Source organism: Pseudomonas sp. KK18 (assembly GCF_037094675.1).
GTDB lineage: Bacteria > Pseudomonadota > Gammaproteobacteria > Pseudomonadales > Pseudomonadaceae > Aquipseudomonas.
Map to the genome: position 1 here is coordinate 6054068 of NZ_CP146605.1, position 23989 is coordinate 6078056.

The following is a 23989-nucleotide window of genomic DNA, read 5'->3' on the forward strand; positions in this document are numbered from 1 at the left end:
ACAAGAGGTGTCTTGGAAGACGCCACCTGTGTTGCAGGTTTCGGCTGTCTGTCTTCGTAATACCGCAAAACACATGACAGGAAAAAGCACTTTGACGCTTTTTTGAAGTTTATTTTTCAGGATGACGAATAGCACTAGGCGCGCCGGCATTGCACCGTTAAAGTCGGAAGTCCGCCTGTATCGAAATACCTCCCAAATTCCCCCCTGAAAAACCTCAGCCCCAACAGGGCCGGGCTTTTCGTGCTTTTTCAGCGAAACGCTTCGCGGCAATCCTGCCAGCCGAGTCCACTTTCTGCCGTGGCGTGTAAAAGCCAGGGTAAAGCGATGCGCGCCTTGTCCTGGGTGTCGTGGAAGACGATCACCCCGCGCCGCCACAACAGCATCAGTGTGAGCACGCGGTTCGCCGACTCATCAGCCTTGAGCTTGCCGGGTTCGTCTTCCGAGTCGATGTCCCACAAGGCCACTTGCAGCCCTTGTGACTGGAAAAATCCCTGGCTGTCGGACCGGCGCTGACCGTACGGCGGGCGGAACAGCGGCAGGTAGTTTTCCGGCATCAGGTTTTGCGCCAGGGAGGCGCTGCGGGTGATGGACGACTGCCAGTCGACCCAGTGGCTATGGGAGCGGTACTGCCAGCCCTGGATGCCGACGCACTGGCCCTGGTACAGCGCCTGCACATCGGTGGCCGAACTTTTCTCGACGCGGGTTTGCAGGCTGTTGCCGAGCACGAAGAAGAGGCCGTGCATTTTCTGTTTGCGCAGGTAGTCGGCGAGCCAGTCGGTATTGCCGCTGACCGGGGACGGTCCGCTGTCGAAGGTCAGCAGGAACATCCGGTCGTTGAGTTCGTCGCCGTTGCGCTCGTGGTCGCCGAAGCGCGCGATTTCGCTGCTGATCTGGGGGAACAGGGCGGCCTTGCGCAACTGTTCATCCAGGTAGCGCTCGTGGAATGCGCGGCTGGGGCCGGCCCAGCCTATATAGAAGGAGTTGTCGCTGACTTCGAATTTGGCGGCTTGTTCGCGCAGGTCGTCCATGTTTTCCACCAGGTAGCAGAAGGAGGCGTCCTGTTCGCAGCTCTGTTGGGCGAAGGTGTAGTTTTCCAGTAGCCGTTGCCAGAGTTGACGGCGCAGGTCGTCGATCGAGGCCTGGTTGATGATCTTCAGGCCCAGGCGCTGCTTGAGGGCGGGTTCGTCGAGGGATTCGCTGGCGAGCAGGGTGTGGGCGAACATCAGGATTTCTGCGCGTGAGGCGACGTCGAACAGGGCGGGGCTGCTGAGGCGTTCGGGCCAGGTGCCGCGGTCCAGGGTCGCGACATCCACAGGGGCGGCTTGGGCGCCCAGGCAGATGAGCCAGGCTGACAGTAAAAGCGCAATTCGCACGAAGGGTCTCCCTTTCCAGAGTCGTCGGGCACTATAGCCGATCGTGTGGGGGCGCTATTGGGTTGGTGTGTATATGCGTTATTTGAGTGATGGCTTGTATTGGTTCCGCTCTTACAGCGGCTCACTTTTGAACGCTTTTGCAAAGTGACTCGCTGTAAGAGCGAAACCATAAGCCGCCGTAACCGCAGAAACGGATATGCCCCCCCAACGACCGCACAGCTATCTATCACCATCATAGGTGGAGTCAAACCGCCCTACCCCCTAGAATCCCCCCACGATTAAAGGAGACGACTTCATGCTGACGGTGATTTCCCCCGCCAAAACCCTCGATTTCGAGTCAAAGCCGGTCACCCCGCGCTTCACCCAGCCGCAATACCTCGACCACTCCCAGGAGCTGATCGAACAACTGCGCGAACTCAGCCCGGCGCAAATCAGCGAACTGATGCACGTCTCCGACAAAATCGGCGGCCTCAACGCCGCACGCTTCGGCAGCTGGACCCCCGCCTTCACCCCCGCCAACGCCAAACAAGCCCTGCTGGCATTCAAGGGCGACGTCTACACCGGCCTCAACGCCGAAACCCTCAAGGACGCCGACTTCACCTACGCCCAGGATCACCTGCGAATGCTCTCCGGCCTCTACGGCCTGCTGCGCCCACTGGACCTGATGATGCCGTACCGCCTCGAAATGGGCACCAAACTGCCCAACGCCCGTGGCAAGGACCTGTACGCTTTCTGGGGCACCCGCATCAGCGAGTGGCTCAACGAAGCCCTGGCCGAACAAGGCGATGACGTGCTGCTCAACCTCGCGTCCAACGAGTACTTCTCGGCAGTCAAACGCCCGGCATTGAATGCGCGAATCATCAACACCGAGTTCAAGGATCTGAAAAACGGCCAGTACAAGATCATCAGCTTCTACGCCAAGAAGGCCCGCGGCATGATGAGCCGCTTTGTAATTGAAGAACGCATCAACGACCCGGCCCGACTCAAGGAGTTTGACGTGCAGGGTTATCGCTTCAATGCGGAGCAGTCGAAGCCGGATAACCTGGTGTTCCTGCGGGATCACGCACCGGAATAACCTGACAACGAAGATCCAAATGTGGGAGCGGGCTTGCTCGCGAAAGCGGTGGTTCAGTCGATGCCTTTATTGCCTGACACGCCGCTTTCGCGAGCAAGCCCGCTCCCACATTTTTTTTGCATTCCAATTCCGAATTCGCCATTTATTTGGCGTCAAAAATAATTCTTCAGATTCCCTAACATTTATTTCACTCGACATTCGTCAATTTTTTTCGTAGTGGCACCACTTTTTTAAAACAGTAGTGGCACAAAACTATTTACCCCTCGCAACTCCCCGCAACTACTGGCCTAAATAGCAAGTGCTATCAGAATAGTACTAGTGCCATCTTTCCTAATATTTCAAGAAATTTCCGGAAACAGGATGAGTGGACAGGAACTATGTCCTAAAGCACCGCTCATACCACCGGTAACGATTATCTCTGAAGATGTAAGAGATGACTTACGTGGCGACCAAGGGAAGTAGCAAAGTTGTCATATGACTTTGACTAAATGGTCAAATCATCAACTGATTAGTTGAAGGCGGACGCAAAGGTTTCACTACTTTCTCCGACAAGGCCAAGGCTGAGCTCACCTGTATGGGTCAGTGAGACAACCCAAGCCGTTGATATATAAGGGCTCAAAGCCCCTGTCAACGCCTTGCGGCACTGGCGCCAGGCCCTTCCCCAGGAAGGCTGGCTGCATTTCAGGGCAAGCCCCAACAATAAGGCCAAGTTGCGCACAACTTGAGTGCATTAGTTAGCCACTCGACTTTTAGTATGCCTGCACTGGATATACCGACGTTTATTCGTCGCACTTCCCAGTGCCTGGGTGACGCTTCAAAACATGAACTCCGGCCATCTAGTGGCACGATTAACAATGAGGTAAATGCGATGCGCATCAGCATATTTGGTTTGGGTTACGTCGGCGCGGTATGTGCCGGTTGCCTGTCTGCACGGGGCCATGAGGTCGTTGGCGTAGACATCTCCAAGGAAAAGATCGACCTGATCAACGCGGGTAAATCCCCCATCGTTGAACCGGGTCTGGGCGAGCTGTTAAGCCAGGGCGTTCAAACCGGCCGACTGCGCGGCACCACCAATTTCGCCGAGGCAATCCGTGATACCGACCTGTCGATGATTTGCGTCGGCACGCCGAGCAAGAAGAACGGCGACCTGGAACTCAACTACATCGAATCGGTGTGCCGCGAGATCGGTTTTGTCCTGCGTGACAAGACCTCCCGTCACACCATCGTGGTCCGCAGCACCGTGCTGCCAGGTACCGTGGCCAATGTGGTGATTCCGATTCTCGAAGACTGCTCGGGCAAGAAAGCCGGCGTCGACTTCGGCGTCGCCGTAAACCCTGAGTTCCTGCGTGAAAGCACCGCCATCGCCGACTACGACCTGCCGCCGATGACCGTCATCGGTGAATTCGACACCGCTTCCGGCGATGTTCTGCAGTCGCTGTACGAAGAACTCGACGCGCCGATCATCCGCAAGGACATCGCCGTCGCCGAGATGATCAAGTACACCTGCAACGTCTGGCATGCGACCAAAGTGACCTTCGCCAACGAGATCGGCAACATCGCCAAGGCGGTAGGTGTCGACGGTCGCGAAGTGATGGAAGTGGTCTGCCAGGACAAGACCCTCAACCTGTCCCAGTACTACATGCGCCCGGGCTTTGCCTTCGGCGGTTCCTGCCTGCCCAAGGACGTGCGCGCCCTGACATACCGCGCAGGCTCTCTGGACGTGGATGCGCCGCTGCTCAACTCGCTGATGCGCAGCAACGAGTCCCAGGTGCAAAACGCTTTCGACATCGTTTCCAGCCACGACAAACGCAAAGTCGCCCTGCTGGGCCTGAGCTTCAAGGCCGGCACCGATGACCTGCGCGAAAGCCCGCTGGTGGAACTGGCAGAGATGCTGATCGGCAAGGGTTTCGACCTGAGCATCTACGACAGCAACGTCGAATACGCTCGCGTGCACGGCGCCAACAAGGACTACATCGAAGGCAAGATCCCTCACGTGTCGTCCCTGCTCAACTCGGACTTCGACGAAGTGATCAACAACTCCGACGTGATCATCCTGGGCAACCGCGACGAGAAGTTCCGTGCCCTGGCGCACAACGCCCCCCACGGCAAGCAAGTGGTCGACCTGGTGGGCTTCATGTCCAAGGCCACCAGCGTGAGCGGCCGTACCGAAGGCATTTGCTGGTAACAGCAACGGCAAGTTTCAAGCGGCAAGCGTCCTGATCCCCGGCGCTTGCTGCTTGAAACCTCCTTCACCTGCGGAATGACGCCTATGTCCAAGTTAAAACACGTACTCCTCCAATCTGCCGGCTGGCTGTTTTTCCTGAGCCTGCTGATGGGACTCGCCCTGCTGTTGCCGGCGAGTACGTTCGACTCAGAGTCGAAGAATTTTATTTTCCTGATTGGCGCCGTCGGTATCTGGCGCTACTCGATGGGTGCTACGCATTTCTTTCGCGGCATGCTGTTCCTGTACGTGGTCTACCCGCACCTGCGGCGCAAAGTGCGCAAGCTGGGCAAGGCGGCAGACCCGTCCCACGTATTCCTGATGGTTACCAGCTTTCGGATCGACGCGCTGACCACGGCCCAGGTCTACAGCTCGGTGATCCGCGAGGCCATCGAATGTGGCTTCCCTACCACCGTGGTCTGCTCCCTGGTGGAAATGTCCGATGAGCTGCTGGTCAAGAGCCTGTGGGCCAGGATGAACCCGCCCGACCACGTCAAGCTGGACTTCGTGCGCATCGCCGGTACCGGCAAGCGTGACGGCCTGGCCTTCGGTTTTCGCGCCATCTCCCGCCACCTGCCGGACAACCGCGCCGTAGTGGCCGTGATCGATGGCGACACCGTGCTCGCCGAGGGCGTAGTGCGCAAGACCGTGCCGTGGTTCCAGCTGTTCGGCAATGTCGGCGGCCTGACCACCAACGAGTTCTGCGAAGTGCGCGGCGGCTACATCATGAGCGAGTGGCACAAGCTGCGCTTCGCCCAGCGCCACATCAACATGTGCTCCATGGCCCTGTCCAAACGCGTGCTGACCATGACCGGCCGCATGTCGGTATTCCGCGCCAACGTGGTCACCGACCCGGGCTTCATTGCCGATGTGGAAAGCGACTCGCTGCAACACTGGCGCCTGGGCCGCTTCAAGTTTTTGACCGGTGACGACAAGTCCAGCTGGTTCAGCCTGATGCGCCTGGGCTACGACACTTTCTACGTACCGGACGCCGCGATCCACACCGTGGAACACCCGCCGGAAAAGAGCTTTATCAAGGCCAGCCGCAAACTGATGTTCCGCTGGTACGGCAACAACCTGCGCCAGAACTCACGTGCCCTGGGCCTGGGTATGCGTCGCCTGGGCCTGTTCACCAGCATCGTGCTGTTTGATCAACGCGTGTCGATGTGGACCTCCCTGCTGGGGCTGACCGTGGCGATCATCGCCACCTTCAAATACGGCGGCGCGTTCATCCTCGCCTACCTGCTGTGGATCGGCATCACCCGCCTGATTCTGACCCTGCTGCTGTCGTGCTCCGGCCACAAGATCGGCCCGGCTTACCCGGTGATTCTCTATTACAACCAGATCATGGGCGCGCTGGTGAAGATCTACGTGTTCTTCCGCCTTGATCAACAGTCCTGGACCCGCCAGGACACCAAACTGACCCGCGATTTGGCCAGCTTTCAACGTTGGTTCAACACCTGGTCGTCTCGGACCATGACCTTCTCCGCCGGCAGCATTTTCGTCGCCGTGTTGCTGATGATGGTTTGACCCTGCCAAGCCTGAATTAACTAGGAACTAAACACCATGAATAGCCCAGTAAACGCCAACGTTGTCCACGAATCCGAAGCCCAGCGCCAACACGCCCGGGTCAAAATCCCGGCCAAGCTGCGCTTCTTCGGCGCCGATCAAACACCGATGGAAGTGCGGGTGATCGACCTGTCCGCCGGCGGCCTGGCCTTCAACGCCCCGCAGCAGCCGCTGAAAGTCGGCGATGTGCACAAGGGTCGCTTGCAGTTCGTGATCGACAACCTGGGCCTGGCGATGGACGTCGAGCTGCAGATTCGCTCCTACGACCGCCAGACCGGCCGCACCGGTTGCCAGTTCCAGAACCTCGATGCACAAGACATCTCCACCCTGCGCCACCTGATCACCTCGCACCTGGCCGGTGACATCGTAACCATGGGTGACGTGCTGGCAACCCTGCAACGCGACAACTTCACCAAGGCGCGCAAGGTCAAGGACGGCGGCAGCAACATGAGCGTCGGTGGCCGCCTGCGGGCGGTGACTTTCAGCCTCGGGATCTTCGTGGTGGGCCTGGCGGCATTCGGCTTCGTGGTCAAATCGGTGTACGGCATGTACTTCGTCAGCCACGCCACCTCCGGCCTGGTGAGCGTGCCCGGGATGAACGTGACCATGCCCCGCGATGGCACCGTGCAAAGCCTGATCAAAGGCGATGCGGTCGCCGCCAAAGGCGCGCCATTGGCAACCTTCAGCACCAGCATGCTCGACGTACTCAAGGGCCATCTGGACGAAGACCAGCTGCAACCGGCCAAGGTCGAAGAGCTGTTCGGCAAGCAAATGACCGGCACCCTCACCTCCCCGTGCGACTGCGTCGTGGCCCAGCAACTGGTCGCCGACGGTCAGTACGCCAGCAAGGGCGACGTGATCTTCCAACTGGTGCCACGCGGCAGCCAGGCCAACGTTGATGCGCGCTTCTCCTATCGCCAGTTTGCCGACGTTCGCCCGGGCACCCGCGTGAACTTCCAGGTAGCGGATGAAGAGCAGGTACGCACCGGCACCATCGTCAGCAGCACCAGCCTGAACAGCAGCGAAATGTCCTCCGACATCCGCGTGCAGATCAAACCCGATGCCCCGCTGGACAGCACCTACGCCGGTCGCCCGGTTGAAGTGACCAGCGATCGCGGCCCGTCCCTGAACTGGCTGATCGACAAAGCCATGGCCAACGGTCTGTAAGCAGAGGACATGCCTGTGATGACTCTCTCAAAAACACCGCAATCCCTGTGGGAGCGGGCTTGCTCGCGAAAGCAGTGTGTCAGCCAACACATGCATCAACTGACAGGGCCCCTTCGCGAGCAAGCCCGCTCCCACATGGGAACTGTGGCGTTGCTGGCTGTTGCGGTCAGCCTCGCCGGTTGCGCCGGTCTGCCCGACCAACGCCTGGCCAATGAAGCGCTGAAACGTGGCGACACCGTCACTGCCCAGCAGAACTACCAGCAGCTCGCGGATTTGGGCTACAGCGAGGCCCAAGTGGGCCTGGCGGATATCCAGGTCGGCACCCGCGACCCCGAGCATATCAAGCAGGCCGAAGCGACGTACCGCGCGGCCGCCGATACATCGCCCCGTGCCCAGGCACGCCTGGGCCGCCTGCTGGTGGCCAAGCCCGGCGCGACCGAAGCCGAACACCATGAAGCCGAAGGCCTGCTGAAAAGAGCCTTTGCCAATGGCGAAGGCAACACCCTGATCCCGCTGGCAATGCTCTACCTGCAATACCCGCACAGTTTCCCGAACATCAACGCCCAGCAGCAGATCAGCAAATGGCGCGCCTCGGGTTACCCGGAAGCCGGTCTCGCCCAGGTGCTGCTGTATCGCACCCAGGACACCTACGACCAGCACCTGGATGAAGTGGAAAGCATCTGCAAGGCGGCGCTGAACACCACCGATATCTGCTACGTCGAGCTGGCCACGGTCTACCAGAAAAAAGCCGAGCCGGAAAAACAGGCCGAACTGCTCAAGCAGATGGAAGCCGGCTACAGCCGCGGCACCGTCACCGCCCAGCGAGTCGACAGCGTGGCTCGTGTACTGGGTGATGCAAGCCTGGGCAAGACCGACGAAAAAACCGCCCAGGCCCTGCTGGAAAAAATCGCCCCCGGCTACCCGGCCTCCTGGGTCAGCCTGGCGCAACTGCTCTACGACTTCCCGGAACTGGGCGACGTCGACCAGATGATGAAGTACCTCGACAACGGCCGCGCCGCCGACCAGCCCCGCGCCGAACTGTTGCTGGGCAAGCTCTACTACGAAGGTAAGTGGGTCCCGGCTGACGCCAAGGCCGCCGAAGAACACTTCCAGAAAGCCGTCGGCCGCGAAGTCGCCGCCGACTACTACCTCGGCCAGATCTACCGCCGTGGCTACCTGGGCAAGGTCTATTCGCAAAAGGCCCTGGACCATCTGTTGACCGCTGCGCGCAACGGCCAGAACAGCGCCGACTTCGCGATTGCCCAGCTGTTTTCCCAAGGCAAGGGCACCAAGCCCGACCCGCTTAACGCCTATGTCTTCAGCCAGTTGGCCAAGGCCCAGGACACGCCGGAAGCCAACGACCTGGCGACCCAGCTCGAAGCGCCGCTGACCCCGGAACAACGCGCCGAAGGCCAACGCCTGGTGCAACAGGAGCTGGCCGTGCGCGGCACCCTGGCCCAAAGCACGCTGCAATTGCACGCCCTGCAAGAAGAAGACGGCGAGGAATCCCTATGAAGCTCAACCCATTCGTCAAGGCCGGTATCGGCCTGACCTTCGCCCTGCTGTGGTCGTGCCCGACCCTGGCGGCGCTGACCGAAGCCAAGAACTTCGGCCTGGAAGTCAAAGTCACCGGCCAATCCGAAGATGACCGCGACCTGGGCACCCAGAAAGGCGGCGACGTCAACGGCATCGGCCTTGACCTGCGCCCGTGGATCTACGGTGAAAGCGGCAACTGGAGCGCCTACGCCATGGGCCAGGCCGTGACCTCCAGCGACATCATCGAGACCGACACCCTGCAACAGTCCTCGGATGACGCCACTCAACAGACCAGCAATGACGACCGCAAGAGCAAGAAGAACTACCTGGCGATGCGCGAGTTCTGGGTCGCCTATGGCGGCTTCACGCCCTACCCCGGCGAGATCCTCAAGCTCGGTCGCCAACGCCTGCGCAATGACGACGGCCAATGGCGCGACACCAATATCGAAGCGCTGAACTGGACCTTCGACACCACCTTGCTCAAGGCCAATGTCGGCGTCGCCGAGCGCTTCAGCGAATACCGCACCGACCTCAAGGAACTGTCGCCCAAGGACAAGGACCGTCAGCACCTGTACGCCGACGCCGCCTATCAGTGGACGCCAGGCCAGTGGATCGGCCTGCGCGCTCACCACACCCATGATGACGGCAAGCTCGACTACCCGGAACCGGGCGTGGCCACCGACTCGCTGGACAAGCGCGAGAACGGCGACCTGACCTGGCTCGGCATCGAAGCCAACAGCGATGCCTATAACTGGCGCAACACCAACACCGTCAACTACTGGGCGAGCGTCACCGGCATGCAGGGCGACCGCGACACGGTCAACGCCTTGAACGCCGACGGCACCCGCCCCGCCAATGCCAAACGCAGCGATGACGTGAATGGCTGGGCCACCGACCTGGGTGTGCGCCTGCGCCTCGACCCGCAGTGGCAAGTGGGCGCCGCCTACTCCCGCGCCAGTGCCGAATACGAGCAGAACGGCCTGCAAAGCAACCGTTCGAACTGGACCGGTACCCAGTCCCGCGTCCACCGCTTCGGCGAAGCGTTTCGCGGCGAGATGAACAACATGCAGTCCATGAGCCTGTTCGGGTCCTGGCAGCTGCGCGAGGACTATGACGCAAGCCTTGTGTACCACAAGTTCTGGCGCGTCGACGGCAACAAGCCGGTGGGCAGCAACGGCATCGATGCCGTGCAGAACAACACCGATGACGTGACCGGCGCGATCCTGTCCAGCACGTCCCTGCCGCTTGAAGACGGCAAGAAAGATCTCGGCCAGGAGATGGACCTGGTGGTCACCAAGTACTTCAAGAAAGGCCTGCTGCCGGCCGGGCTCAGCCAGTCGATCGACGAGCCGTCGGCCCTGGTGCGCTTCCGTGCAGGCGTGTTCAAGCCGGGCGATGCCTATGGCAGCCAGGTCGACTCGTACATGCATCGCGCCTTTGTCGACGTGATCTGGAAGTTCTGATGGGAGCCTGCGCAATGAAGTCTCAAAGCCTGCTCGTCGCGGCCATGCTGTTGGCCAGCGCCTCGGCCTTCGCCGACAAAGCGCCGACCATCGCCAAAGAGCTGCAACAGGCCAAGACCTACACCATCTCCAGCCCGCCGACCGAGCCGCTGGAGATGGCCAAGCCTGCGCTGCCGGACGTGTCCGGCTACACCGCGGCCAATATCGCGAAAAAGATCGTGCGTACCAAGCCAGGCAAAATCAGCATCCGCCGGATGATGCAGGAAGACGCCCTGAAGGACTTCATCGGCGGCGACAACAAGATGGCCGAATGGGTAGTGCGCCAGCACGGCATTCCCCAGGCGATCTTTGTCGACGACGGCTACATGAACCTCAAGGACCTGCTGAAGAAAGTGCCCAAGCAGTACTTCAGCGAAACCTCGCCGGGGGTGTTCCTGGCCAAGTTGCCGATCGTGGTGGGCCGTAAAGGCATCCTCGAAATCGACAAGCAGACTCAAGAGCTGCGCCTGTCCCAGGAAGCCGGTTCGTTCCTGATCAACGACGGCCAGCTGTTCGTACGTGACACCAGAATCACCGGCTGGCGCGAGAAGACCAACGGCCCGGCGACCTTCCAGTCGCCCAAGGAATTCCGCCCGTTCCTGCTGGCCTGGGGCGGCACCGAGACCTACATCGCCAACAGCAAGATGGCCAGTTTCGGCTACGCCAACAGTAAGTCGTATGGCGTGAGTATTTCCCAGTACACGCCGAACATGGCCAAGGTGCTCAAGCGCCCCGAGCCGACGGGCTGGATCGTCGACTCCGAGTTCTCGGACATGTGGTACGGCTTCTACTGCTACGAAACCACCGGCTTTGTGCTCAAGGGCAATACCTACAAGGACAACATCGTCTACGGCATTGACCCCCACGACCGTTCACACGGCCTGATCATCACCGACAACACCGTCTACGGCACGAAGAAGAAGCACGGCATCATCATTTCCCGGGAAGTGAACGACAGCTTCATCTTCAACAACCGCAGCTTCGACAACAAGCTCTCGGGCCTGGTGATCGACCGTAACAGCGTCAACAACCTGATCGCCGACAACGAGATCTACCGCAACCACACCGACGGCATCACCCTCTATGAGAGCGGCGATAACCTGCTGTGGGGCAACAAGGTGATCAGCAACCGTCGCCACGGCATCCGCGTGCGTAACAGCGTGAACATTCGCCTGTACGAGAACATTGCCATGGCCAACGGGCTGACCGGCGTGTACGGCCACATCAAGGATTTGACCGACACCGACCGCGACATCGCCCTCGACCCGTTCGACACCAAGGTCTCGCTGATCGTGGTCGGCGGTGAACTGGCCGCCAACGGCAGCGGGCCGCTGTCCATCGACTCGCCGCTGAGCGTCGAGCTGTACCGCGTATCGATGCTTGCGCCGACCAAATCCAGTGGCATCAGCTTCTCGGGCGTTCTTGGCGATCGCCAGGAAGAGATCCTCGACTTGCTGGTACGCCAGAAGAAAGCCGTGCTGATCGACCCTGTCGAACGCCAGACCGAAATGCAGGACTGAGGATGACCTTTATGCACCCACACATGATCAAACTGCTCAGCCTTTCGGGTTTGACCCTCGGCCTGCTCGCGGCCAGCCAGGGCGTGCGCGCCGACGAAATCAAGGCGCCAACCTTCACCGCCGAACCGTGCTGCAGCCTGTGCCCGGCCGCCCACGACGCGAAGAACTACACCACCCGCTACCAGCAGAACTTCACCACCCTGGTGCAAGCCCAGGGCGACTGGCTGTTCCGGACCCAGGAAGACCTGCGCACCGAATTCGACACCAGCCCCGCCGGCTACAAACGCATGCAGCAGCTGCACGATGCGTTCAAGAGCAAGGGCGTGGAACTGGTGGTGGTCTACCAGCCGACCCGTGGCTTGGTGAACCGCAACAAGCTCAACCCTGAAGAGAAAGCCAGGTTCGATTTCGACAAGGCCCTGGGCAATTACAAGACCATGCTCGGGCGCTTCGCCAAGATGGGCTACGTCGTACCGGACCTGTCGCCGCTGACCAACGAGCAACTGCCGGATGAATTGCCGGCCCACGATTTCTACTTCCGCGGCGACCAACACTGGACGCCATACGGCGCCCAGCGCACCGCCAAAATCGTCGGCGCGAAAGTGCGGGCGATGCCTGAATTTGCCGGCATCCCGCAGCGCGAATTCGAGACCAAACGGTCCGGGCGCATGGGCAAGACGGGCACCCTGCACAACATGGCCGGGCAACTGTGCGGCACCAGCTACGCGATCCAGTACATGGACCAGTTCACCACCGAGCCCAAGGGCGAAGCGGCAGACGGCGACCTGTTCGGTGATTCCGGCAACCCGCAGATCACCCTCGTGGGTACCAGCCACAGTGGCAAGAACTACAATTTCGCCGGCTTCCTGGAACAGGAAATCGGTGCCGACATCCTCAACGTCGCCTTCCCCGGTGGTGGCCTGGAAGGCTCGATGATCCAGTACCTGGGCAGCGAAGAATTCCAGAAGACCCCGCCGAAGATCCTGATCTGGGAATTCTCGCCGCTGTATCGCCTGGACCAGGAGACCATCTACCGCCAGATGATGTCGCTGCTGGACAACGGCTGTGAAGGCAAGACCGCCCAGATGAGCGCCAGCACCACGCTGAAACCCGGCAAGAACGAATTGCTGGTGAACAGTTCGAACAAAGACCTGCGCAACAGCAGTCACCAGGTCGACATCCGCTTTGCCGACCCATCGGTGAAAACCCTGCAAGCCACCCTCTGGTACATGAACGGGCGCCACGAGGACATCAAGATCGAGAAACCCGAAACATCCGATACAGACGGGCGTTTCGCCTTTGAACTGCGCACCGATGAAGACTGGGCCACGCAAAACCTGCTGGCCGTGGAAGTGCAGGGCCCTGAAGCGGGCCAGGCCGCGCAGAAAGTCGAAGCGAAAATTTGCACACGCAACGTATTCCCCGCCGGTGGTCAACAGACTGCTTCAACGGGGCAATGAGGTTACTTATGCAGAAGTTATTGATTCCAACGCTGCTGGGCCTGGCAATGTTTGCCGGCCAAGTCAACGCCGCCGCACCACTGCGTCCGCCCCAGGGTTATTTCGCCCCGGTGGAAGCATTCAAGACCGGCGACTTCAAGAATGACTGCGACGCCATGCCGGCGCCGTACACCGGCTCGCTGCAATTTCGCAGCAAGTACGAAGGTTCGGACAAGGCTCGTTCCACCCTGAATGTGCAGTCCGAAAAAGCCTTTCGCGACAGCACCGCCGACATCACCAAGCTGGAAAAAGACACCAGCAAGCGCGTGATGCAATTCATGCGCGACGGCCGTCCGGAGCAGTTGGAATGCACGCTGAACTGGCTCACGAGCTGGGCCAAGGCCGATGCATTGATGTCCAAGGACTTCAACCACACCGGCAAGTCCATGCGCAAATGGGCACTGGGCAGCATGGCGTCGGCCTATGTGCGCCTGAAGTTCTCCGACTCTCATCCGCTGGCCAACCACCAGCAGGAGTCGCAGTTGATCGAAGCCTGGTTCAGCAAAATGGCCGACCAGGTGGTGAGCGACTGGGACAACCTGCCGCTGGATAAAACCAACAACCACTCCTACTGGGCTGCCTGGTCGGTGATGGCGACCTCCGTCGCCGTGAACCGCCGCGACCTGTTTGACTGGGCCGTGAAGGAATACAAGGTCGGCGCCAACCAGGTGGATGCCCAAGGCTTCCTGCCGAACGAATTGAAGCGTCAGCAACGAGCCCTGTCGTACCACAACTACGCCCTGCCGCCGCTGGCGATGATCGCCAGTTTTGCCCTGGTGAACGGTGTGGACCTGCGCCAGGAAAACAACGGCGCGTTGAAACGCCTGGGTGACAAGGTGCTGGCCGGGGTGAAAGACCCGGAGATCTTCGAGCAGAAGAACGGCAAGGAACAGGACATGAAGGACCTCAAGGAAGACATGAAATTTGCCTGGCTTGAGCCCTTCTGCACCCTCTACACCTGCGCCCCGGATGTGATCGAGCGCAAGCACGGGATGCAGCCGTTCAAGACGTTCCGCCTGGGGGGTGACCTGACCAAGGTCTACGACCCGGCGCATGAGAAAGGCAACAAAGGCAGCTAGTCGCTGATCGTTCCCACGCTCCGCGTGGGAATGCAGCCAGGGACGCTCCGCGTCCCAAAAGCGGACGCAGAGCGTCCAGTGAGGCATTCCCACGCAGAGCGTGGGAACGATCACATAGCCCTCTCATTTCGGTGGGGGGTTTGGGGGGGCCGTTGGCCCTTGACTGTTGGTTAAACATGGAGAGATCGGGATGGTTTTCTCGTCCAATGTGTTCCTGTTCCTGTTCTTGCCGATCTTCCTCGGCTTGTACTATTTGAGCGGGCAACGCTATCGCAATCTGCTGCTGCTGGTTGCCAGTTATGTGTTCTACGCCTGGTGGCGAGTGGACTTCCTGGCGCTGTTCGCCGCCGTGACGCTGTGGAACTACTGGATCGGCCTCAAGGTCGGTGCGGCAGGCGTGCGCACCAAGCCGGCCCAGCGCTGGCTGCTGCTGGGCGTGGCGGTCGATCTGTGCATCCTCGGCTACTTCAAGTACGCCAACTTCGGTGTCGACAGCATCAACCTGATGATGAAGTCGGCCGGCCTTGAGCCTTTCATCCTGACCCACGTGCTGTTGCCGATCGGGATCTCGTTCTACATCTTCGAGTCCATCAGCTACATCATCGACGTGTACCGCGGCGACACCCCGGCCACCCGCAACCTGATCGACTTTGCGGCGTTCGTGGCGATCTTCCCGCATCTGATTGCCGGCCCGGTGTTGCGCTTTCGCGACCTGGCCGACCAGTTCAACAACCGCACCCACACCCTCGATAAATTCTCCGAGGGCTGCACGCGGTTCATGCAGGGTTTCATCAAGAAGGTGTTTATCGCCGACACCCTGGCGGTGGTCGCCGATCATTGCTTCGCCCTGCAAAACCCCACCACCGGCGATGCCTGGCTCGGCGCACTGGCGTACACCGCGCAGCTGTACTTCGACTTCTCCGGCTACAGCGACATGGCCATCGGCCTGGGCTTGATGATGGGTTTTCGCTTCATGGAAAACTTCAAGCAGCCGTACATCAGCCAGTCGATCACCGAGTTCTGGCGGCGCTGGCACATCAGCCTGTCCACCTGGCTGCGTGACTACCTGTACATCACCCTGGGCGGCAACCGTAAAGGCACGCTGACCACCTACCGCAACCTGTTCCTGACCATGCTCCTCGGTGGCTTGTGGCACGGTGCGAACATCACCTACATCGTGTGGGGCGCCTGGCACGGCATGTGGCTGGCGATTGAAAAAGCCATCGGCCTCAACACCGCACCGCGCAGTTTCAACGTTGTGCGCTGGGCCTTCACCTTCCTGCTGGTAGTGATGGGCTGGGTGATCTTCCGCTCGGAAAACCTGCACGTCGCCGGCCGTATGTACGGCGCGATGTTCAGCTTCGGGGAGTGGTCGCTGTCGGAACTCAACCGCGCCAGCCTCACCGGCCTGCAAGTGGCAACCCTGGTGGTGGCGTACGCAACCCTGGCGTTCTTCGGCCTGCGGGACTTCTACAGCAACCGCCCACCGGAAAAAACCAAGCCTGCGGTGAACACCCAGGCCGATGGCCCGGCGACTGCGCAACCGGGCTTGATCAAGGCCGTACCGGGCGACAACCCGGGCAGCATCCATGAGCCCGGCTACACCGTGGGCACCGAGGCCACCGTGCAACCGGCCTACTGGAGCGCCACCTGGCCACGCTACGCCATGCGCGCCGCAGTACTGCTGCTGTTCGTGGCGTCGATTCTCAAACTTTCGGCGCAGAGCTTCTCGCCGTTCCTTTACTTCCAGTTCTGAGGGAGCCGACCATGACCCGTTCATTACGCGTCCTCTACATCGCCTTGTTCCTCGCCGTGCTGCTGGCGTTGGGCGCCTGGTCGATGCGCAGTTTCCTGGGCTTCAGCACCAACGCCGACGCCACCGTGCTCAACGGCCGCTGGACCAAGGCCGTCGAGACCCACTACGACGACCAGTTCCCGATCAAGCGCCTGGGCACCAACCTCTGGGCAGCGCTGGACTACAAGCTGTTCAACGAAGGCCGCCCTGGCGTGGTGATTGGCCGCGACCACTGGTTGTACAGCGACGAGGAATTCAACCCGATCGTCAACGAAGACCAGAACCTGCAAGGCAACTACGCCTTGGTGGAAGGCGTGCGCCAGAAGCTCAAGGCCCAGGGTATCCAACTGGTGATGGCGATCGTGCCAGCCAAGGTGCGGCTGTACCCGGAACACCTGGGTGAAGTGCAGCCGGCGAGCATCCGCGCCGGTCTGTACCAGGACTTCCATGCCCGCATGGCCGCCGACAAGATCGTCGCCCCTGACCTGATGGGTCCGCTGCAACAGGCCAAGCTGCACGGCCAGCAAGTGTTCCTGCGCACCGACACCCACTGGACCCCGGACGGCGCTGAAGTGGCGGCCAAAGAATTGGCCAAGACAATTGCCAACAAAACGCCCCTGAGCGGCGAGCCTCAACGCTTTGTCACCGAAGCCGAGAAGACCGAGCCACACAAGGGCGACCTGCGCCTGTTCCTGCCGCTGGACCCGCTGTTCGAAAACCTGATGCCGCCCAAGGAGCCACTGCAAAAACGCGTGACGCACCTGGCTGAAACCAAAGGCGACGATGCGCTGTTCACCGACAGTGAAACCCCGGTGGCACTGGTGGGCACCAGCTACAGCGCCAACCCGAACTGGAACTTTGTCGGCGCGCTGAAGCAAGCCCTGGGCAGCGACGTCATCAACTACTCCGAAGACGGCCACGGCCCGATCCTGCCGATGCTCAGCTACCTGAAAAGCGACGACTTCAAGAACAGCCCGCCACAGGTGCTGATCTGGGAGTTTCCCGAGCGTTATCTGCCTGTGAACAACGAAATCGGCGATGCCGACCCGCAGTGGGTTGCGCAGCTCAAACAAGCCGGTATGCGCCAACAGAACATGGCTATCAACACCCCCACCGTTAAAAACATGAACTCCGAGACGCCCGACCGGGCGCAAAACTGAAAGAGAGGTAACTCACATGACTTTCACTACTAACCTCGCAAAAACTTTTGCCCTCGTCGCCGGCATGAGCGTTGTTTCGATGTCCGCCTTCGCCGGTGGCGACGCCGCCCTCTACGGTCCCGTCGCGCCAAAAGGCTCGAGCTTTGTGCGGGTGTACAACGCCAGCAACCAGGAAGTCAGCGCCACCGTCGGCAGCACCAACCTCAACGAGGTTGCCCCGCTGGCCAGCAGTGACTTCAGCTTCATGCCGGGCGGTGACTACAGCGCCAAGGTCGGCAGCCAGACCCTGCCGGTCAAGCTCGCCGCCGACCACTACTACACCCTGGTCAGCAGCGGCAGCGGCCAACCGCAACTGATCGAAGAACCGCCGTTCAAGAACAAGCAGAAATCCCTGGTGCGCGTGCAGAACCTCAGTGACAAGTCGCTGACCCTGAAAACCGCCGATGGCAAGACCGACGTGGTCCAGGCCGTGGCCGCCAAGGGCCGTGGCGAGCGCGAGATCAACCCGGTGAAGGTCAGCCTGGCGCTGTATGAAGGCGATAAAAAAGTCGGCGACGTGAAGCCGGTAGCTCTGGAACGCGGTGAGGCTGCAGTGCTGTACGTCACCGGCACCGGCGCCAACCTGTCGCCAGTGTGGGTGAAACGCCCTGTGTCGACCCGCTGATTAGATTTTCAGATTGACGCTGCCCCCTGTGGGAGCTGGCTTGCCTGCGATGCGGACAACTCGGTGTATCAGGTACACCGAGGTGATGCCATCGCGGGCAAGCCCGGCTCCCACAGGCTCTAACCAAATTTGATTCAAGGAGAAACACCATGATCCCAGTAATCCTTTCCGGTGGTAGCGGCTCACGTCTTTGGCCGCTTTCGCGTAAACAGTTTCCCAAGCAGTTCCTGGCCCTGACCGGCGAGCACACCTTGTTCCAGCAAACCCTGGAGCGCCTGGTGTTCGACGGCATGGACGCGCCCATCGTGGTGTGCAACAAGGACCACCGCTTTATCGTCAACGAGCAACTGGCTGCCCGCAAACTGGAAACCCAGCGCATCCTGATGGAGCCGTTCGGCCGCAATACCGCGCCGGCCGTGGCCCTGACGGCGATGATGCTGGTCAACGAAGGCCGCGACGAACTGATGCTGGTGCTGCCCGCCGACCACGTGCTGGATGACCAGAAAGCCCTGCAACGCGCCCTGGCCCTGGCCACTGTGGCGGCTGAGCGTGGCGAAATGGTGCTGTTCGGTGTGCCGGCCACCCGTCCGGAGACCGGCTACGGCTATATCAAGTCGACCAACGATTCGCTGCTGCCCGAAGGCGTCAGCCGCGTGCAACAGTTCGTGGAAAAACCCGATGAAAAACGCGCCGCCGAATTCGTCAAGAGCGGTGGTTATTTCTGGAACAGCGGCATGTTCCTGTTCCGTGCCAGCCGCTTCCTCGAAGAGCTGAAAAAACACGACCCGGACATCTACGACACCTGCCTGCTGACCCTGGAACGCAGCAACCAAACCGCCGACACCATTGACATCGACGAATCCACCTTCGCCTGCTGCCCGGACAACTCCATCGACTACGCCGTGATGGAAAAAACCCAACTGGCCTGCGTGGTGCCGTTGACTGCCGGCTGGAGCGACGTGGGTTGCTGGGCATCGTTGTGGGACGTGAATGAAAAAGACGCCAACGGCAACGTCAGCAAGGGCGACGTGGTGATCCAGGACAGCAAGAACTGCATGATCCACGGCAACGGCAAGCTGGTGTCGGTGATCGGCCTGGAAAACATCGTGGTGGTAGAAACCAAGGACGCGATGATGATTGCCCACAAGGACAAGGTCCAGGGCGTCAAGCAGATGGTCAACACCCTCAACGAACAGGGCCGCAGCGAAACCCAGAACCACTGCGAGGTCTACCGTCCGTGGGGCTCGTATGACTCGGTGGACATGGGCGGGCGCTTCCAGGTCAAGCACATCTCGGTCAAGCCGGGCGCATGCCTGTCGTTGCAGATGCACCACCACCGCGCCGAACACTGGATCGTGGTCAGCGGCACCGCCGAAGTCACCTGTGACGAGAACGTGTTCCTGCTCACCGAAAACCAGTCCACCTACATCCCGATTGCCTCGGTGCACCGTTTGCGTAACCCGGGCAAGATTCCATTGGAGATTATCGAGGTGCAGTCCGGCAGCTACCTGGGTGAAGACGATATCGAACGCTTTGAAGATATCTACGGTCGATCCACGCCAATCGAGCGTGGCGTTTCGGTGAAAACCATCGCGCAGTAAACAGAGCAGCACAACAAGCCCCCGCCCCACCGACTGCGTCCCCTATCCGCAGCCGGTGGGCCGGGGGCTTTTTCTTTGGGGCCGGGGAACCCGAAGATGGTCAACTCCACCTACGCTTGGTTAGGATGCCCGTTCCGTTTTCGAGGTTGTTGCCATGTTCTTTGGTGTCTTGCTGATTATCACCTGGCTGATCCTCTTGCTGCGCTACCCCGCCAGGGCGTTGCCGGTTTCCCTCGCGGCCGCCGTCGGCCTGGGCCTGGTGGCGGTATGGGTGGTGTGGCTGGACAACCGCGAGGCCCAGCAATTGGCACGCCTGGAACTGCGTACCGTCTACGCGCCGAAAGAATGCCCGGCAGACCGCCCGCTCAAGCTCACCTTGAACAACGGCAACAACGTACCGCTGACCGAACTGCGTTGGCGCATCGCCGCGTATGCGCCGGGCGATACGGTCAACCTGGCAGACAACGTGTACGCTGCCCCGCGCTATCGCGGCCCCGGCGAACTGCAGGCCGGCGCCACCTGGGAAGACTGCCTGCCAGTGCCGCCGCTGCGCCCCGGCTACCGCCCGCAAACCCTGGAATTTCGTGCCGAGCATTTGCAAGGCAGCTTCTCTGACTGATAACGACAAAGGACTGATCCATGCCCAACGTACTGATCACCGGGTGCTCCAGTGGCATTGGCCGTGCCCTGGCGGACGCCTTCAAGCAAGCCGGCTTTGACGTGTGGGCCAGCGCCCGGCGCAGCGAGGATGTGGCGGCACTCGCCAGCGCCGGCTTTAACGCGGTGCAACTGGACGTCAACGACAGCGCTGCACTGGCGCAGTTGGCCGGGCAGGTCGGCGAGCTGGATGTGCTGATCAACAACGCCGGCTATGGCGCCATGGGTCCGTTGCTCGACGGCGGCACCCAGGCGATGCAGCAGCAATTCGAGACCAACGTATTCTCAGTGGTCGGCGTGACTCAGGCGCTGTTCCCGGCCCTGCGTCGCCGTAAAGGGTTGGTGGTGAATATCGGCAGCGTGTCCGGCGTGTTGGTCACACCGTTCGCCGGTGCGTATTGCGCCTCGAAAGCCGCAGTGCATGCCTTGAGTGATGCGTTGCGCATGGAGCTCGCACCGTTTGGCGTGCGGGTGATGGAAGTGCAGCCGGGTGCCATCGATACAAGTTTTGCAAAAAACGCCGGCACCCAGGCCGAACTGTTGATCAATGAAAAGTCGCCTTGGTGGCCACTGCGCGAAAGCATCCGCGCCCGGGCCAAGGCCTCCCAGGATCGGCCTACGCCCGCCAGCCAGTTTGCGGCAGACGTGCTCAAGGCCGTGCAACAGACCACGCCGCCGCGCCTGTTGCGCTCGGGTAATGGTTGCCGGGCACTGCCGTGGATGGCGGCGTTGCTGCCCAAGGGTTTGCTGGAGACCGTATTGAAAAAGCGCTTTGGCCTGAGCGGCCAGCTCTAAGAGCCCCCGCCTCCCCGTGGCGAGGGAGCTTGCTCCCGCTGGGCTGCGCAGCAGCCCCAAAACCATCCGCCCAAGTTTCCTGAAAGAATGCGCTGACCTTTTCAGGGGTGCTTCGCCCCCCAGCGGGAGCAAGCTCCCTCGCCACACGGTTTCTCGGCTGATCAGCCTTTCATGAAATCAATGAAGGCCCGCACTTTCAGGGGCAAATGCCGGGTATCCGGGTACAACGCGTACACCCCCTGCGGCGCAAATCGATACCCCGGCAGCAACCGCACCAAACGCCCCGCATCCAGGTCTTCCTGCACCAGCCACAGGGGCAGGATCGCCACGCCATGCCCGCGCACGGCAAACGCCTGGAGAATCGCGGCACTGTCGGCAACCAGTGAAGCCTTGCCGGGGCCTGGACGGTACAGGTGCCCATGGCCGGCCGGGTCGAGCACCGTCAACTCCGTCAGCCGCCCGTGCCCCAGCTTGGGCAGTTGCTCCAGTTCTTCCAGCGTGGCGACCCCGGCAAACCCCGGTGCAGCCACGGCGAGGATTTCGTAGCTCGACAGCTGCACCGCCCGATGATTGGAGTCGAGCATCCGCCCCAATCGAATAGCCACATCGAAGCGCTCGGAGATCAGGTCGGCGTGGCTGGAGGAGGTGGATAACTGGATGTTCAATTCCGGGTGCAGGCCGCGAAAGGTTTCCACTGCCGGCACCACCACCGCCAATCCGTATTCGACGGTGGTGGTGATCCGCAATGTGCCCTTGAGCTGGCTGTGCTCCGAACGGGCCTCTTCCACCGCCAGGCGCGCCTCTTCCAGCATGCGCGTGCAGCGCAGGTAAAAGCGTTCGCCCGCATCGGTCAGTGCCAGTTGCCGAGTACTGCGGGTCAGCAGGGTCACGCCCAGCTCGGCTTCCAGGCGCTTGAGGTTGAAGCTCACCACCGCTCGCGTCTGCCCGAGGACATCAGCGGCTGCCGTCAACGATCCGGCCTCGACCACGGCCTTGAAGGTGTCGAAACGATCCAGGCTGACCATATGCCACGCGCTCCTTTGTCAAAATATTTTTGACAAACTAACAGTCAAACCGCTGTTTCCCAAGTGCCCGCACCCGCCTACCCTGCCGCCATCCACAGCAGGAACCGCGCAATGACCTACCGCTCGAAAGTCACCTGGATCTTTCTACTGGGCTTCGCCCTCGACCTGGTGAACATGTTTGTCGCCACCATCGCTTACCCGGACATCGCCCGCGAGTTGCCCGCCTCGGTCACGCAACTGGCATGGATCGGCAACGCCTACATGCTCGGCCTGACCGTCGTCATTCCCCTGAGTGTTTGGCTGGCGGCGCTGCTGGGTGAGCGCCGGTTGATTGCCGTCAGCCTGTTGCTGTTCGGCGTAGCCTCGGTGCTGGTGGGCCAGGCCGCCTCGATTGAAGCGCTGATCGGCTGGCGCCTGTTGCAGGGCTTGGGTGGCGGCTTGTTGATTCCGGTGGGGCAAGCCTTGGCCTATCGGCATTTTCCGCCGGCAGAACGCAGCCAACTGACAGCCAGGGTCATGCTGGTGGCGCTGCTGATTCCGGCGTTGTCGCCAGCATTGGGCGGCCTGGTGGTGGACAGCGTGTCGTGGCGCTGGATCTTTTTCGCCAACCTGCCGCTGGCGCTGATCACCGTGATGCTGACCTTGCGCTGGCTGGTGGCAGACACGCCCGCGTCCACACGCCCGGCGCTGGAGCTCGGTCACGTATTGGGCCAGGCTCGCCGCCCGATGCTGCGGGTCGCGATGCTGGTTTACCTGTTCATCCCGGGGGTGTTTATCGGCACCAGCCTGGTGGCGATTCTTTATCTGCACGGCCTCGGCTTTACCGCCAGCCACATCGGCGCGCTGATGCTGCCGTGGGCGCTGGCCTCGGGGCTGGCGATTGCCTTGAGCAAAAAACTGTTCAATCGCTGCGGGCCGAGGCCGCTGCTGCTGGCGGGCATGCTGCTGCAAGCCCTCGGCATCCTGTTGCTGATCGAGCCGCACCCGGTTGTCGTGGTGCTCGCCTACCTCCTGATGGGCCTGGGTGGCAGCCTGTGCAGCAGCACCGCGCAAACCCTGGCCTTTCTCGACATTCCGGCCGAGCGCATGGGGCATGCCAGCGCCTTGTGGAACATCAATCGGCAATTGAGTTTTTGCCTCGGTGCCGCCGTGCTCAGTGGGGTGCTGGCTGCGCTGGACTCGTTCACCGTCACCTTCGCGATTGCCGCGGCGTTGACCCTGTTTCCGTTATTTGCCGTACTGTGCCTGGATGCGTCCAAGGTACGGACACTGCTTCACCCTGCCAGCGAGCCCACACGATGATTGACTACCGCGATTTTTTTGATGAAGTGATCCAGGCCCATGTCGAGATCGAGCAATGGTTTGCCGGCACAGCCCCCGAGGGAACACTGGAGGTTTTGCTGAGGCGTTTTTCGCCGGACTTTTCCATGATCACCCCGGCGGGCAAACAACTGGATTTTGCACTGCTCAACCAGCTGTTCAGCCAGGCTGGCGGCAAGCGGCCCGGGTTCAGGATCAGCCTCAGCGAGTTTGCCGGGATTGACCGACACGCCCGTGGCGCGACGGTAAGTTATCGCGAACAGCAGGTGGATGGCAGCGGTGCCCAAACCGATCGGCGATCGACCGTGGTGTTTGAAAAGCAGGCCAGTGGCGCCCTGCTGTGGCGCCATTTGCACGAGACGTTTCTACAGGCCTGACACGGTAAAAATGTGGGAGCGGGCTTGCTCGCGAATGCGGTGGATCAGTCGATA

At 60.9% G+C, this 23989-nt stretch carries 19 protein-coding genes; 17 read left to right on the forward strand and 2 right to left on the reverse strand.

Annotated features, from left to right (window positions below; translation table 11 throughout):
• Nucleotides 1-248: 248 nt before the first annotated feature.
• Nucleotides 249-1373 carry a polysaccharide deacetylase family protein gene (locus V6607_RS27455; protein ID WP_134327296.1) on the reverse strand — a complete coding sequence of 375 codons (1125 nt, stop codon included), beginning with the start codon at nucleotides 1371-1373 and terminating at the stop codon, nucleotides 249-251.
• A gap of 295 nt (nucleotides 1374-1668) precedes the next feature.
• Here V6607_RS27455 and yaaA point away from each other — a divergent pair, with 295 nt between their 5' ends.
• The 15 genes from yaaA to V6607_RS27530 all read left to right on the forward strand — a co-directional run bounded on the left by yaaA (nucleotide 1669) and on the right by V6607_RS27530 (nucleotide 21213).
• Nucleotides 1669-2448: a peroxide stress protein YaaA gene (gene yaaA / locus V6607_RS27460; RefSeq protein WP_008435666.1), complete on the forward strand. Its 780-nt coding sequence runs from the start codon at nucleotides 1669-1671 to the stop codon at nucleotides 2446-2448.
• An 868-nt stretch (nucleotides 2449-3316) separates the two neighbouring features.
• Entirely contained in the window at nucleotides 3317-4633 is a 1317-nt protein-coding gene (locus V6607_RS27465) for a nucleotide sugar dehydrogenase (protein ID WP_003216295.1), read from the forward strand.
• 84 nt (nucleotides 4634-4717) lie between these two features.
• Nucleotides 4718-6199: a mannuronan synthase gene (alg8, locus tag V6607_RS27470; protein WP_003216294.1), complete on the forward strand. Its 1482-nt coding sequence runs from the start codon at nucleotides 4718-4720 to the stop codon at nucleotides 6197-6199.
• A gap of 36 nt (nucleotides 6200-6235) precedes the next feature.
• Entirely contained in the window at nucleotides 6236-7405 is a 1170-nt protein-coding gene (locus V6607_RS27475) for an alginate biosynthesis protein Alg44 (protein ID WP_003216292.1), read from the forward strand.
• 135 nt (nucleotides 7406-7540) lie between these two features.
• Nucleotides 7541-8920 (forward strand): alginate biosynthesis TPR repeat lipoprotein AlgK, encoded by a 1380-nt coding sequence (algK, locus tag V6607_RS27480; RefSeq protein ID WP_134327297.1) that lies wholly within the window; start codon nucleotides 7541-7543, stop codon nucleotides 8918-8920.
• Entirely contained in the window at nucleotides 8917-10404 is a 1488-nt protein-coding gene (locus V6607_RS27485) for an alginate export family protein (protein WP_003216288.1), read from the forward strand. The genes algK and V6607_RS27485 overlap by 4 nt, the downstream gene beginning before the upstream one ends.
• Entirely contained in the window at nucleotides 10404-11963 is a 1560-nt protein-coding gene (gene algG / locus V6607_RS27490; RefSeq protein WP_043225844.1) for a mannuronan 5-epimerase AlgG, read from the forward strand. The genes V6607_RS27485 and algG overlap by 1 nt, the downstream gene beginning before the upstream one ends.
• Before the next feature lie 11 nt (nucleotides 11964-11974).
• Nucleotides 11975-13423 carry an alginate O-acetyltransferase gene (locus tag V6607_RS27495; RefSeq protein WP_076014451.1) on the forward strand — a complete coding sequence of 483 codons (1449 nt, stop codon included), beginning with the start codon at nucleotides 11975-11977 and terminating at the stop codon, nucleotides 13421-13423.
• A gap of 8 nt (nucleotides 13424-13431) precedes the next feature.
• Nucleotides 13432-14541 carry a mannuronate-specific alginate lyase gene (locus tag V6607_RS27500; RefSeq protein ID WP_008434173.1) on the forward strand — a complete coding sequence of 370 codons (1110 nt, stop codon included), beginning with the start codon at nucleotides 13432-13434 and terminating at the stop codon, nucleotides 14539-14541.
• A gap of 190 nt (nucleotides 14542-14731) precedes the next feature.
• Nucleotides 14732-16297 carry an MBOAT family protein gene (locus V6607_RS27505; RefSeq protein WP_008434176.1) on the forward strand — a complete coding sequence of 522 codons (1566 nt, stop codon included), beginning with the start codon at nucleotides 14732-14734 and terminating at the stop codon, nucleotides 16295-16297.
• An 11-nt stretch (nucleotides 16298-16308) separates the two neighbouring features.
• Nucleotides 16309-17496: an alginate O-acetyltransferase gene (locus V6607_RS27510; RefSeq protein WP_102369877.1), complete on the forward strand. Its 1188-nt coding sequence runs from the start codon at nucleotides 16309-16311 to the stop codon at nucleotides 17494-17496.
• A gap of 16 nt (nucleotides 17497-17512) precedes the next feature.
• Nucleotides 17513-18160: an alginate O-acetyltransferase AlgF gene (locus V6607_RS27515; RefSeq protein ID WP_008434181.1), complete on the forward strand. Its 648-nt coding sequence runs from the start codon at nucleotides 17513-17515 to the stop codon at nucleotides 18158-18160.
• Between the two features lie 149 nt (nucleotides 18161-18309).
• Entirely contained in the window at nucleotides 18310-19761 is a 1452-nt protein-coding gene (locus V6607_RS27520) for a mannose-1-phosphate guanylyltransferase/mannose-6-phosphate isomerase (RefSeq protein WP_003216275.1), read from the forward strand.
• Nucleotides 19762-19915: 154 nt separating this feature from the next.
• Nucleotides 19916-20380, forward strand: coding sequence for a hypothetical protein (locus V6607_RS27525; protein WP_003216273.1), 465 nt, complete (start codon nucleotides 19916-19918; stop codon nucleotides 20378-20380).
• A 20-nt stretch (nucleotides 20381-20400) separates the two neighbouring features.
• Complete coding sequence (locus V6607_RS27530) at nucleotides 20401-21213, forward strand: SDR family oxidoreductase (protein WP_134327298.1); 813 nt, start codon at nucleotides 20401-20403, stop codon at nucleotides 21211-21213.
• 161 nt (nucleotides 21214-21374) lie between these two features.
• Here the strand turns inward: V6607_RS27530 and V6607_RS27535 are convergent, their stop codons facing one another.
• Nucleotides 21375-22238 carry a LysR family transcriptional regulator gene (locus V6607_RS27535; protein ID WP_134327299.1) on the reverse strand — a complete coding sequence of 288 codons (864 nt, stop codon included), beginning with the start codon at nucleotides 22236-22238 and terminating at the stop codon, nucleotides 21375-21377.
• Between the two features lie 111 nt (nucleotides 22239-22349).
• On the opposite strand from V6607_RS27535, the gene V6607_RS27540 reads away from it, so the two are divergent.
• On the forward strand, nucleotides 22350-23540 hold the full coding sequence (locus tag V6607_RS27540) for an MFS transporter (protein ID WP_134327300.1): 1191 nt from the start codon (nucleotides 22350-22352) through the stop codon (nucleotides 23538-23540).
• Nucleotides 23537-23935 carry a hypothetical protein gene (locus V6607_RS27545; RefSeq protein WP_008434185.1) on the forward strand — a complete coding sequence of 133 codons (399 nt, stop codon included), beginning with the start codon at nucleotides 23537-23539 and terminating at the stop codon, nucleotides 23933-23935. The genes V6607_RS27540 and V6607_RS27545 overlap by 4 nt, the downstream gene beginning before the upstream one ends.
• Nucleotides 23936-23989: the final 54 nt, after the last annotated feature.

Coding starts and splice junctions, on each gene's coding strand:
- V6607_RS27515 (WP_008434181.1), top strand. CDS start 17,513: ATGACTTTCACTACTAACCTCGCAAAAACTTTTGCCCTCGTCGCCGGC.
- V6607_RS27500 (WP_008434173.1), top strand. CDS start 13,432: ATGCAGAAGTTATTGATTCCAACGCTGCTGGGCCTGGCAATGTTTGCC.
- V6607_RS27530 (WP_134327298.1), top strand. CDS start 20,401: ATGCCCAACGTACTGATCACCGGGTGCTCCAGTGGCATTGGCCGTGCC.
- alg8 (WP_003216294.1), top strand. CDS start 4,718: ATGTCCAAGTTAAAACACGTACTCCTCCAATCTGCCGGCTGGCTGTTT.
- V6607_RS27495 (WP_076014451.1), top strand. CDS start 11,975: ATGCACCCACACATGATCAAACTGCTCAGCCTTTCGGGTTTGACCCTC.
- V6607_RS27505 (WP_008434176.1), top strand. CDS start 14,732: ATGGTTTTCTCGTCCAATGTGTTCCTGTTCCTGTTCTTGCCGATCTTC.
- V6607_RS27540 (WP_134327300.1), top strand. CDS start 22,350: ATGACCTACCGCTCGAAAGTCACCTGGATCTTTCTACTGGGCTTCGCC.
- algG (WP_043225844.1), top strand. CDS start 10,404: ATGGGAGCCTGCGCAATGAAGTCTCAAAGCCTGCTCGTCGCGGCCATG.
- V6607_RS27525 (WP_003216273.1), top strand. CDS start 19,916: ATGTTCTTTGGTGTCTTGCTGATTATCACCTGGCTGATCCTCTTGCTG.
- V6607_RS27475 (WP_003216292.1), top strand. CDS start 6,236: ATGAATAGCCCAGTAAACGCCAACGTTGTCCACGAATCCGAAGCCCAG.
- V6607_RS27485 (WP_003216288.1), top strand. CDS start 8,917: ATGAAGCTCAACCCATTCGTCAAGGCCGGTATCGGCCTGACCTTCGCC.
- algK (WP_134327297.1), top strand. CDS start 7,541: ATGGGAACTGTGGCGTTGCTGGCTGTTGCGGTCAGCCTCGCCGGTTGC.
- yaaA (WP_008435666.1), top strand. CDS start 1,669: ATGCTGACGGTGATTTCCCCCGCCAAAACCCTCGATTTCGAGTCAAAG.
- V6607_RS27545 (WP_008434185.1), top strand. CDS start 23,537: ATGATTGACTACCGCGATTTTTTTGATGAAGTGATCCAGGCCCATGTC.
- V6607_RS27535 (WP_134327299.1), bottom strand. CDS start 22,238: ATGGTCAGCCTGGATCGTTTCGACACCTTCAAGGCCGTGGTCGAGGCC.
- V6607_RS27520 (WP_003216275.1), top strand. CDS start 18,310: ATGATCCCAGTAATCCTTTCCGGTGGTAGCGGCTCACGTCTTTGGCCG.
- V6607_RS27510 (WP_102369877.1), top strand. CDS start 16,309: ATGACCCGTTCATTACGCGTCCTCTACATCGCCTTGTTCCTCGCCGTG.
- V6607_RS27465 (WP_003216295.1), top strand. CDS start 3,317: ATGCGCATCAGCATATTTGGTTTGGGTTACGTCGGCGCGGTATGTGCC.